Origin of the sequence: Sphingobacterium sp. UBA2610, from assembly GCF_002339225.1 — a bacterium.
Lineage (GTDB): Bacteria > Bacteroidota > Bacteroidia > Sphingobacteriales > Sphingobacteriaceae > Sphingobacterium > Sphingobacterium multivorum.
Map to the genome: position 1 here is coordinate 79,746 of NZ_DDKA01000007.1, position 12,365 is coordinate 92,110.

Consider the following 12,365-nt stretch of genomic DNA (forward strand, 5'->3'; position numbering starts at 1 on the left):
CATGTATTGTTTTGATAGAGGACTGCGTAAGCTGGTAACCGCTGAACTCGAAAAGATAGAAGTCGCAATCAGAGCAAAAATGATTTATATATTGTCTCATCAATATGGTCCTTTTTGGTATAGTGCCCCTAACCTGTTCGAATCTCTCCAGCTCCACTTAAGGGGACACTTAATAGAAAGCACCCCCTTTCTTTATACCCATAAAGAACTATGAGTCAAAATGTTAAAACACCTACACATAGAGTTAGAAAATTTCAACAAAATGTTTAGTCTTAGGTTATCAATTATTAGCAGACGTGGTCATTAAACCGAAGCATTTCTAAACACATCCGGCCGTTATGATAAGGACATTTCCAGAAACCCGCCTTATCATCGTTACGATTCATTTGTCCATCGGGCAATACACTCCAGTACCATTCTCCAAATTGAACATCAATAAGTTTTGTCTGAATAAATTTCCAGACATTTTCTGCTAAATCTAAAAACTTGGAATCAGGTACAATTTTGGACAGATAGCTATAACCAACTACTGCCTCGGCCTGTACCCACCAATGTCTTTCGTCATCTAAATGACCATCTCTAAATTCGTAAGCCATACTTCCGTCAGGAAGGATCCCCTCCACGGCGGCGAGGCCAATGCTGGTCACAATATCTTTGATGGATTGGGAGAGTGCGGGAATATTCAATACGGTAGTAGCTTCCCACAAAAGCCATGCTGCTTCAATATCATGACCATATGATATGGTATCAGTTGTTGAGTTCCACTCCCGATCAAAAAAAAGATTGAGATGCCCTGTACGCGAATCATAGATTTTGCTAACGAAAAGATCGACCAGATCCTTTTGGGCTGAAATTAATTGATCATCTGGCCACACCTGTAGCAGATTGGTATAGGGCTCAAGAATATGTAAATGAGTATTCATGGTCTTGACCTGATTCTCGTCTTTTTCACTCAGCCGCATATCGGCTATCGGTGACCAGTCGCGCGAAAATGCTTCCAAATATCCGCCAGACTCATCATCAAAAGTATGCTCAATCAACTTAAAAAGATCTATTGATAACTCCAAAGCTTCGGATATTCCCGTAGCTCTGTAAAACTCCGAGAAACCATACAGTGCAAAGCCCTGTGCATAGGTCTGTTTTTTTGTATTGAGGGGCTTGCCCTGATAATCAAGCTCCCAATAAACTCCCCCATATTCTTTATCGATAAAATTATCGCGTAGGTAGTGGTAAGCCCGTTCAGCCATTCGTAAATAGGATATATCGTTAAATTGGCGATAGGCAGCTGAGAACGTCCAGAGGATCCTCGCGTGCATAACAGCTCCTTTGCTAGCATAGGGCACCAAATGATTATGCCCATCCATCTTTCCGTAAAAACCGCCAAATTCCAGATCGACCATTTTTTCACTCCAAAATGGAAGTATGTTGTTTTCAAGTATTTCTCTAAAACGATTCATTTAATTCAAGCTAAATGTATTGATTCATCTATTTTTTTTCAAGATCAGCCTCTCTTTTATTCTTTAGATCATTAAGGATCAGATCCATCCGTTTTTCGCTCAAAGGGTAAAAACTTATGAACAACACGGATAATACAGTACCGATTGCAGGGAAAAAACTCAAGAACATCCGAATACCATGAAGTGCTTCGTCACTCTGCTGCTGATTGGCCTGAAAACCATAATAGGCCAATAGCCAACCTGTCAGAGCCGTCCCAAATGCCCAGCCGAGCTTCTGACTCATCGATGAAGAACTAAAGATCAAACCTGTTGCCCTATTGCCTGTGCGTAGTTCGGAATAATCTGCACAGTCGGCATACATCGACCAAAGCAAGGGAAATACGCTCCCGGCGCAAATACTGATGAGTACCTGAAGAGAAAATATAAGAATTAGATCTTCTTTGCCCAACCAGTAAAAGGCAATACTTCCCACCGTAGCAATAAGCATGGCAATCATATAGGTGCTTTTTTTTCCGATACGATTACTGACAGGAGCTGCTAATACAACACCTAATATATTAGCAGCTTGCCCAAGGGCCAAATAAAGTCCACTTAATACAAATGGTACCTCAAAAATCATGATTCGGTCGATTTGATGCTCCTCAACATAATACTTGAAGTAGTATAGCGTTGCTCCATCCCGAATGGAATTAAAAACAAGAGCCGCCACCCCGGCTCCCAGCAGTATCCACCAAGGACCATTTTTTAGCAAGTCTCCGATATCTTGCTTTAATGTCGAGTGATGCGCCGTCACCTCTACAACCCTTTCCTTTGTCCAATAAAAACATAGCAAAAAAAGTATCGTTGAAAATGCAGCAATAACTAGTGCAGCCATAAACCAACCATGCTGAAGTGACGTAAGATCTGCTCCCGCCTTACTGAAAAAATCTATTAATGGGTTGAATAAAAGCAGGGTAACAAAACTCCCGATATAGGCGAATGTCATCCGAAAGGTAGCCAGTACATTACGCACTTTGGGAAAGGGACTCATTACACCCAATAATGATGCATATGGTACGTTGATCGCCGAATACACCATCATCATCAAGGAATAAGTCAGGTAGGCATAGATAATTTTTCCGGTATGCGAAAAATCAGGCGTATAAAATGTTGCTGCACCGATCAAACCAAAGGGTATGGCAACATAAAGGATGAATGGTCTGAACTTGCCCCAACGGCTCCGTGTACGGTCTGCAAGTGCACCTATAATGGGATCGAACAACGAGTCCCAAACTCTGGTGATCAAAAACATGGTACCAACAGCTTTCGCCTCCATACCAAAAATATCGGTATAAAAAAACATCAGGTACATACCAAACAGCTTCCAGAACATGGACGACGCTGCATCTCCCAGGCCATATCCGATTTTCTCTCTCAACGAGATTTTTTCATTTTCAATTCTCATAAGTAGGTATTCTGGATACAAATCTAACTATTCAGATTTTTTGAAGCGATCGTATGTACGACCTTGACTGATGCTGCTGACCGAAATCCATCCTGGGCTGTATTAAAACAATAATCAAGCAATCTGTCTATCGATGATAAGGCGACATGCATCCGTGTATCGCTCGAAGCATAATAGATATAAACGGTACCATCGGGGTCTGCGATCCAGCCATTTGAAAAGAGTACGTTGGAGACATCTCCTACTCTTTCTATACCCTTGGGTGCCATAAAATGTCCCGCGGGTTCAGCAATTATTTGGTCGGGATGTGCCAGATCTGTTACAAAAAGATAGAGTACATACCTAAGGCCTGCAGCACACATCCGTACGCCATGTGCCAGGTGTAGCCAGCCACGCTCGGTTTTAATGGGCGCTGGCCCTTGCCCATTCTTAAGCTCTTTAATGGTATGATAGTGTCGGTGATTTATAATTTTCTCTTCGGAAACAACCGCATTTTCCATACTGTCTACCAGCCCCCAACCTATTCCACCACCTTTGCCTGCATCAATAAAACTATCCTGTGGACGTGTGTAAAGTGCATACTTACCATCGACAAACTCGGGGTGGAGGACCACATTGCGCTGCTGACTGCTGGACTGTAAATCTGGCAAGCGTTCCCATGTGACCAAGTCGCGAGTACGTACAATGCCGGCAGCTGCAACTGCCGAAGATAGATCACCAGCAGGAGCTGCGGGATCTTTGCGTTCGGTACAGAAAATACCATAGATCCATCCGTCCGCGTGTAGAGTGAGACGCATATCATAGATATTGATATCTGGAATTTCGGTCTCGGGAATATCTATCGGATAATCCCAAAAATGGAAACCATCTATGCCATTTTCACTTTCGGCAATAGCAAAAAATGACTTGCGATCGTTGCCCTCTACACGCACAACCATAATATATTTGTCCTGCCACTTGATTGCCCCAGCATTGAATGTCCCATTGATGCCGAAACGCTCCATCAGAAAGGGATTTCTCTCCTCATCAAAATCATAACGCCAATGAAGTGGTGTATGATCAGCAGTCAGAACTGGATAGGTATACCGCTCGTATATCCCATTTCCTGGCAATAATGGCGTATTTTTTCGAGAAATTAGTTCCTGATGTGCTTGTTCGATAGCTTGTCTACGATTTTCAAATATTAAATTCATCTTCTATAAGTATAGTTTTGTTTCTCTTGTATATTTTCTATTTCTTGTGCTCTTTAAAGATCTGTTGGACAAATTTTTCCAATTGTCCCCTCCAGAATGACCATTCATGGCCAGCATCTGCCTGGTCATAGACATAATCAACCCCATAGCTTTTCAACTTCTGGAGAAAAGCTAAATGTCCGTTGTACCGAGGATCTTTGGTACCACAGCTGGACCAGATATAGACAGCTTGACTATTGGAAGAAGATTTTAAAGCTGACATATTGGGGATATAGCGATCAAAATCAAATGCTGGATCACTCAAAAGTCCCGAGCTAAATTGACCTATATATTGGAAAGTATCTTTATTTCGCATACCGATCACGAAAGCCTGCCCTCCTCCCATAGATAAACCAGCTATGGCCCGAGATGACTTATCCTTACCCACATTAAATCGTTGCTCGACAAGCGGCTTCACGTCGTTTAGCAACTCATCTTCAAGAAGATCCATCCCTTCAACTGAACTACCCCCGGCCCATGATCCATCCGTTAGACCATTGGTCATAACCACCAACATGGGTTTTATTTTTTTTTCGGCAATCAAATTATCCATGATATACGCAACACGCCCATCACGAAACCAACTCCCCTCATCATCTCCCCCACCGTGCCTGAGATATAAAACTGGCAGCGGTTTAGTTGACTGGACAGCTTGGGGTGGCACATAGACATAAAGGTTGCGCTGCTTATTTAATTTGCTAGCGGTATAGGTTAAGATGCGGAGTTCTCCGTGGTTGACGGCTCTTAACTGATCAACGGCAGGCTGACGTGCTATAATTTCCAATACACTGCCATACACTTCTGTGCCGTATTTGACTTTAGGATTGGCTAAATCTATAGAACGTTTTCCATCTACCACAAATACATACTGATAAATACCTGGCAATAGGGAGCTCGTAGATGCCGTCCAAACACCGCTTGTATCCTGTTCCATCGCCAATCTCATAATGTCCCAGTCGCCAATCTCGACCTGCACTTTGCTGGCTTGGGGAGCCTTCACACGGAAGGTAACCCGTCCACTGGAATCAATCGCAGGTGAAAATTTGCCTGTCGATGCCTGCCACCATCCGGCTGTGCTAAATGAGGATCCGTCCTGCTGTGCTTTAACAGGCAAATAGAGACCTAACAACGCTGTGCCCAATAAAATTAGTTTTTTCATCTGTATATCATTTGTTTTCAATGGTAATGAGGCCGCCAGATCTATTCTTCCCACTGTGTGGTTTGAATATTCATGGTGGTTTCATAATTTTTTATTCTGATTTCCAGCAATAGGTGCCTACTGCTCCAGCAGCTAACTTGATCATGCTGAATTTACCCTTATACTGAACTTTTACCTCCCGATCATAGAATGAACTGTTTGCAACAATCAGGACAATCTCTTTTTTGGGAGTAAGAAACGCAACATTGGGCAATACTCCACTATTCTGTACTGTAGTAACGCGTTTGATATCCGCGTTTTCCTCGTCCGTGGTAATGTCAATACCTTGATCATAAGGAGCATTGGAGGAAACACGTACCGATCCCGGCGGAACGAATTTTGAAATATGTGCAACAACGTAATAGGCCACATTTCTTGATACCTGATCTCCATCAATGGTAAGTGCGCCCTGACATATGGCACATCCACCATTATCTGTATGGGGATCATTATTGGGATCTGCGGCCAAATTCCACAATATCATATTCCGGCTCCAATTGCGCATGGTTCCGATAACAAGGCGTTCGGTCTGGTAGGCAAGGTTGCTGATTTTACTTTGGCTAGATTGAATGACCATCTGTTCTGTAAAATAGATATTTTTGTCAGGTCTAGCTTGATGCACCAATGACATCGTACCAATGTCACCTCCATAGTGGTGGAAACCGGATCCATCTACATATGGACCAATAGCAGGGTCATTCAACAGGGTCAATGGATAATCTGGCCGATCACAATTATGATCAAAAAGAATAATTTTTGTATCCGGCTTCAATTTGTTAAAGACGGGCAGTAAGTGGTCTCTTAGAAAATTGCGCATCTGCGATACAGAAAATGGCATACTGGGAGTATTCCTCGAATTGAGTGGTTCATTTTGCACGGTGATCATATGAATAGGGATCCCATTTTTTTCCATTTCCTGTACATAACGTAAAAGATAACGGGCATATACAGGATAACAGTCCGTCCTTAATGAACCGCCTTGAAACAGCTGTCCCACTTTCATCCACACAGGAGCAGTCCAGGGTGAAGCCATAATCTGAATTTTGGGGTTGATGGCCAAAATTTCTTTGAGTACAGGAATGACATGTTCGTAATCATGCCCCAGGCTGAAATTCAAAAGATCCGGATCTGCCTGGCCACCACTGAGATCATTATAGGTATAAACAAAGCTATTTAGATCGGATGCACCAATACTTAAACGGATAGCACTAATGGCGATTCCATCTCCGGCACTGAAAAGTTCGTGTAGAAGCTTAGACCTTTTATCGGGTACCATCTGATGTATCAGTTGGGCACTACCACCCGTCAGCGCAAACCCAAATCCATCAATAGTCTGGAATGCCTGTCTTTCGTCAATAACGATAGGTAGTTGACGCCCCCGTGATGTCGGCTCGAATACTGCCGGCGGCCCTGCGGAAAGCTGCGAAAGAGGCTGATCGTGGGTCACCCACTGGTTTAATTTGTGTTCTTGCGCCTTCAATTGAAAAACAGATAGGATCGCAAATAATAAGGCATATAATAATTTTGGATTTGGTCGTCGAATAATCATAATTTGTGAGCCTAGTCTGAATATTACAATTGGTTATCTTTTAACATCTCTACAGCAAATTTACTTGGTAAAGCTTACCTCGACTAATACTATTTTAGCAGTAGGTAATTCAATTCGAACTAAAAATCATCAAAACAACACGTAAACATCACTTACGGCGTATACTATTTTATCTCCAAATTGGCCAAACTAGTAAAAAAAGCAGTAAACTGCTCCTCTAACACCAATTACCAATCACTAGAATACAACACTGTTAGGGATAAACTAGACTCGGATAATTGACATAAAAATCATTTGTAGCCACTTTAATGGCATTGAAATTACCGTAGTTATCATTTTCCCATGGATTTTTCCATGCACATACGCCTGCGTACCCGTTCCAATAGCTTTGTTTGTAATAATTGGCCAGAGTAATATTCCAATTGCCGGAATTATTATAGGATGAGCTGTTGACATCATACCCCGGTGTTTCTCCGATCAAGACAGGTTTATCACCATTATCTAACCAATAGCCGATGGTCGTGGTAAATGGCGCCCCGGAGGATTGCCACTGGTACCAATGGGGTGAATAAAAATCTAAATAGGCGTTGGAATTGTTGTACTGCGCCTGCAATTTTGCATTGCTATAATTATTGCCCCCATAGGTATCCCATGATGTGTACCTATCGCTGTTAAAAATAATCCACATTGAACCTACCGTCACCGGCTTGGTAGAAAATTGGTTTGTCTTGGCCGCACACCATGCAATGAAACGCACGACATTGTTCTTATTTAAATTGCCACAGTTTGCATCACGCCACATATGCTCTGGCTCATTGCAGATATCATATCCCATAATGGTGGGTTCATTTTCATAACGCTGCAGAAAGGGGACAAGAAAATATTCGGTATACCACTGGGTTTTGTTGACGTCATTGATGATCTGCCTAAATTGATTGTACTTGCTGCTGGTATTCTTTACCATATCAAATGACCAAAATGTAACCAGCAGATACACTCCCTTTGATTTAGCGATCTGAACGAGTTGGTCCATATCTGTCCAGAACTGACTACTGGCACCTGTGACAAGACCGTCACCGTTTAAAGACGGACTATGGCTCCCCGACCCATGCACCCAGATTCTAGCAAGGTTAATTTTATTATCCTTATAACGCTGAAACTCATTGCTCCACCAGGTGTAATCAAAATTTCTACCTAAAAAATCTAAAGTATAATCGCTTTGCTTTTGCCAGGCTGTGTTGATACCATTGAAAAAAATCTGCTTTGAGGCAACATAAAATTTATTGCCCGAAATAGTCACGGCATCAGTGATTGAAGCCGGAGCAACACCATTGTTCAAAGCCATCTTTTTCTGCTTGGGCAGAGATTCTGCAGCCTGATCAAAAGCTTTTTTTTGGCAGCTGTATGACAATATGATCAAGCAGATACACCATAATTTACATAAAGATCTCATAATTGTTTATTTTGGTTATTCTAAGATAGTGAGCTAACGATATTGCTGGCTAATACTTTATTAACAAATAGTTGTACAAGGGTGTAATTATTCTACTCACCCAGCATAATTACCTGATCGGAACCGTATAATGCTTTGATCTTAGCCTCACTGTTCTTTTCAAAGACCAATTCTGACCAGCCCATAAAAAACACCCAATTGGGCTGGTCTTTAAGTACCTCAAGTGACGGTAATACCTGGCACTCTCCGATCGCCATTGGCCTTCCTGCTGCTACACGAACGATCGCATCATACTTTTCATTACTAAACCCCGTGTGATCATCGTATACATCAAGCGAAACAATATCCCAATAGGATCTTCCGGGATTATACAGCTCGACGTCAGTATCCAGGCTTTGAAAATCTTGAACATTCCAAACCCAAATTAGATTATCGAGCTCTTTTTTCTTAACCATAAAGTCATGTACATACCGGTAGAGTCTAGCGGTGCCTTTTTCTCCCGGGCGTCCCCCCCACCAAAATTTCCCCTGATTCATCTCATGAAAGGGCCTGAACAGAGCGATGACCTTGTTGTCTTTCAATCGCTTTAGATAAACTGCAATTTCTTCCATCATCGAGACTAATTTACCATGCTCTAAGGTCCCTTCTATAAAAAGGTTTTCCCACTGGCTGTCTGTCAAATGACTTAAAACGCCACGTCCGTCATCCCAGCTACAAGGTTGTCCATTGACAGGGTTGCAGGCGTGCCACATGATATTAACAATTGCACCCTGATGGAATTGGCTGATAGCCTCATCAATCATAGTGCTCCTGTGATCAATATTTTCCTGCTGAAATAAAAAATCACCGCTCCACAGCTTCGGATATCTACCTACTAGTTTGTTTATGGCATTGGTCCAGCGGGCAGGCTCACTATTGGGTTCGCGATTGTGTATACCACCAATAACACGCTTTCCCTTAATCCGGGATAGGTAATCCATTATCTTTTGCTTTTCTTTTTTAGCCGACCACGAAACAGAATCATTGACCTGCGTATTTGCCGCCAGCGATTGGCTAGTCAATGTTTTACAGCCGATCCCGGTGATCACGATTAATGAACTACATAGTAGCGCTAGTGACTTGAATATATTTTTTTCCATAATAGGTGATTTGTTACTGTCATTACTTAATAATATAAAGCTTCTCTTTTTTAGATCCCACAAAAAGATCTTTCAATAATATTTTTCCATCCTGATGATCTTTCAGCTCTTCTGCCTGATATTTTAATGTAAGCGGGTCAAATGATTGGATCTCCTTTTTGTTTCCGATGATGTCCAAAATCTCTACGCTACTACTAAAAACCTCATTCGTGGGATTGTAAAGATAGATATAGAGTTCCTCGCCACATTTTACGCCATAGGCTTCAAGCCTACCGGCTTTTAATGCCAATGGCTTGAATTCTCCTTTTCCATTCAGCAACATACGGTCGCTCAATTGCCGTACCCCACGATAATAAGGTAGCATATCCCTATTCTGAAAGTATTCCCACCACCAGCTCATCGGTAGGATCGGTGTTGATGAGAAAAGCCCATACCAGAGACCCCGTTTGAAATCTAATTCCATCTCATATGCAAAATCATCAAAATTTTGCTGCCAATCCCATTCATAGCCAAACTCGCCAATGACATAAGGCTTTTTATGTTTTGTGGAGTATGCATTGATTTCTGAGGGTATCAGATCAGTATGTTTGTAAATGTGTTTTTGATTGATATCTATTGCCTCGATATCATTGAGCCCCGGGATATCTCTATGGGATATGCTGGTAGTAACAATGTGTTTATATGGATCTATCTTTTTTAAATAGGTAGCCATTTCAGTATGCCATTCTACAATAGCTTTAGAAGAAATCGGCTTTTCCCGACCATTAAACTGTATATTATCTACTTCATTCAGAAACTCCCACATAGCAATATGCGGTGAATACCCCCAGCGTGACACAATGTAGCGCAAACGATTTTTATAAAGCGTTTTAGCCTCTTCGGCTGCAAAAAACTCGTCCGTCGTCTTTACCCCTCCGATATTATCGGATCTGAAATTACCCATTCCCAAAGTAAGCATAACATATAAATCGAGTGAATCGGCAAGATCGACGAGATGATCGAGCCGGCGTACTGCGCTGGGGTTAAAATGAGCTGGATCTGACTGGTAGCGATCATTGTTGAATCCGTCCTGAAAATCTATGGGCAAATTCCAGGGACAGATCCAGGTCCTAAAGAAATTGCCGCCATTTTCAGCAAATTCGGCAAGCATACGGTCATAATTATAAACGGAAGCATTTTGGTGCAGTGCTGCATAATATTTTGAATCGTCTTTACGCCTTGATTCCCAACAGATGTTTTCGGCTATCCCACGAAAGGATGTACCGTTATCAAATTGTAAGGACCAGTTATTTTTAACACTTAGAAATCCTTTTTCTGCCGTTTCCCGCACCCGCGCATCGAATTTCCTAGATGTGGCGACTATTTTTCCATTTTTGCTCAATACGAACTTAAAATGATAATCGCCATGCTGTCTGGGTGAGAACCGGGCATTCCATTCTGAAATATCCCCAGATTGCCCCTTTACATAAAAGCACGGCTGAAGCAGTACCTCACCTGATGCTGTATATATCTCCATGTCAAGCTTAATGTCTTCCTGCAAATAAGGGTTTGTCCAGGTCGATTTAAGTTTTATAACGAAATCCATCCGTCTTCCTTGAAGTGCTGCTGACTCCTTAAAATCGACAGAAATAATCTGGGAAAATGTAGTTACTGGAAATATGAAAAAAAAGATTATTCCAATTAAAAAGCGCATACCTGATTAATTGACGGTTACACCATCGGCCAATACATACATATTGGGGAGGTCCTTTGAAAATAAACTTATACTGCTCCTAAATAGCGTTTTGAAATCATCGGCTGAGGGATGCCCTTTCCATGGTCCATAGAAATGTATCCCTTGCTTTAATGGATCGTATTCATTTCGCCACATAACGACCATACTGATTTTTTTACCAACGAGTGGAGTGAGGATCTGCTCGGTCCAATAACTGACATAGGGTACATTACCATTTCTGATCCCTTCAATTCCTGTTTCGGTAACACCAGCAGGCTTTTTCTTTTCTAAAGAAAGCTCTTGCAACGAGTTTAAATTGGAAAGAAACGCTTGGGTATTTGTACCATGATAACAGTCCATACCGATAAAATCGACTAATTCATCCCCCGGCCAGCGGAATAGCAGATCTTCTTTCCGTCCATTATTGTCCCGTTGTGGCGATATCGCAAAAATAAAATTATGTACCCCTTTCGCTACTGTCAAATAAGATAACGTAAACTTCCAAAGCGCTATAAACTCTTCACTAGTCGTACAAGAACTTCCCCACCAGGACCAGCTTTGGGTATGTTCATGAAAAGGTCTAAAGATAACAGGAATCAATTTGCCATTGCCATCCTTCAATGAAAGTGCAAACGTGGCGAGATTATCCAACCAACTTTTAAATTTTAAATTTGTTGCACTTCCATCGGTCAAAATTTCTTTAACAACTGTTTTTGATGAATTGTCCCATGAATCCCCGCCCGTCAAGGGATTGTTTAGGTGGCACATAGCGGTAATAACTTCACCACGGGAACGCGCTTCAAGGATAGCCTTTTTACGGGCCTCGTTTAAAGTCGCTCTGGTACGGCGGTCATCCATCAATTCAGCAAAATCAACACTAAAAACTGCGGGGTAGTCGCCTACAATTTCGTAAACGTCAGATCTACCGGCAACTTCCTTCCATTCTCTGCCGTAGATCAGATCATCATGATGGCCAAACATAAAGCCTTTGTCTTTTATCTTCCATAATTGGGAGTAGAGCGCTTTAGTTTCTGCCGTCGCCTGCTTGTCAAATAATCGGAGTTCGATTTGTGAGGGTTTTTCTCCGGGCTTTTGATCTGTGGCCGGATCAGCCTTGGTACATGCCGTTCCACCTATTAAGATGGACACGGCATACATAAATAACTTCTTCATGATTTG

General features: G+C 42.0%; 10 protein-coding genes. 1 reads left to right on the plus strand and 9 read right to left on the minus strand.

The genetic code is table 11. The features are described from left to right. Nucleotide 1 precedes the first annotated feature (1 nt). Nucleotides 2-214 (plus strand): Abi family protein, encoded by a 213-nt coding sequence (locus tag B4Z47_RS05045; RefSeq protein ID WP_088162435.1) that lies wholly within the window; start codon nt 2-4, stop codon nt 212-214. A gap of 73 nt (nt 215-287) precedes the next feature. On the opposite strand, the gene B4Z47_RS05050 is transcribed toward B4Z47_RS05045, so the two are convergent. The 9 genes from B4Z47_RS05050 to B4Z47_RS05090 all read right to left on the minus strand — a co-directional run bounded on the left by B4Z47_RS05050 (nt 288) and on the right by B4Z47_RS05090 (nt 12,359). Beyond that, entirely contained in the window at nt 288-1,457 is a 1,170-nt protein-coding gene (locus tag B4Z47_RS05050; RefSeq protein ID WP_070566725.1) for an AGE family epimerase/isomerase, read from the minus strand. 28 nt (nt 1,458-1,485) lie between these two features. After that, entirely contained in the window at nt 1,486-2,901 is a 1,416-nt protein-coding gene (locus B4Z47_RS05055; RefSeq protein WP_070566727.1) for an MFS transporter, read from the minus strand. A 23-nt stretch (nt 2,902-2,924) separates the two neighbouring features. Beyond that, nucleotides 2,925-4,094: a glycosidase gene (locus B4Z47_RS05060; RefSeq protein ID WP_070566729.1), complete on the minus strand. Its 1,170-nt coding sequence runs from the start codon at nt 4,092-4,094 to the stop codon at nt 2,925-2,927. Between the two features lie 37 nt (nt 4,095-4,131). Continuing rightward, on the minus strand, nt 4,132-5,292 hold the full coding sequence (locus tag B4Z47_RS05065; RefSeq protein WP_070566731.1) for an alpha/beta hydrolase: 1,161 nt from the start codon (nt 5,290-5,292) through the stop codon (nt 4,132-4,134). A 91-nt stretch (nt 5,293-5,383) separates the two neighbouring features. Further along, the gene (locus B4Z47_RS05070) at nt 5,384-6,880 is read right to left on the minus strand and encodes a glycoside hydrolase family 30 protein (RefSeq protein WP_070566733.1); all 1,497 of its coding nucleotides are present in this window, start codon (nt 6,878-6,880) and stop codon (nt 5,384-5,386) included. 253 nt (nt 6,881-7,133) lie between these two features. Then, nucleotides 7,134-8,225 (minus strand): hypothetical protein, encoded by a 1,092-nt coding sequence (locus B4Z47_RS05075; protein WP_198385963.1) that lies wholly within the window; start codon nt 8,223-8,225, stop codon nt 7,134-7,136. Between the two features lie 200 nt (nt 8,226-8,425). Continuing rightward, the gene (locus B4Z47_RS05080) at nt 8,426-9,472 is read right to left on the minus strand and encodes a glycosyl hydrolase (protein ID WP_083295979.1); all 1,047 of its coding nucleotides are present in this window, start codon (nt 9,470-9,472) and stop codon (nt 8,426-8,428) included. Between the two features lie 22 nt (nt 9,473-9,494). Next, nucleotides 9,495-11,165 carry a cellulase family glycosylhydrolase gene (locus B4Z47_RS05085; protein ID WP_070566737.1) on the minus strand — a complete coding sequence of 557 codons (1,671 nt, stop codon included), beginning with the start codon at nt 11,163-11,165 and terminating at the stop codon, nt 9,495-9,497. A 6-nt stretch (nt 11,166-11,171) separates the two neighbouring features. Further along, complete coding sequence (locus B4Z47_RS05090; protein ID WP_286726938.1) at nt 11,172-12,359, minus strand: glycoside hydrolase family 26 protein; 1,188 nt, start codon at nt 12,357-12,359, stop codon at nt 11,172-11,174. Between the last annotated feature and the right edge of the window lie 6 nt (nt 12,360-12,365).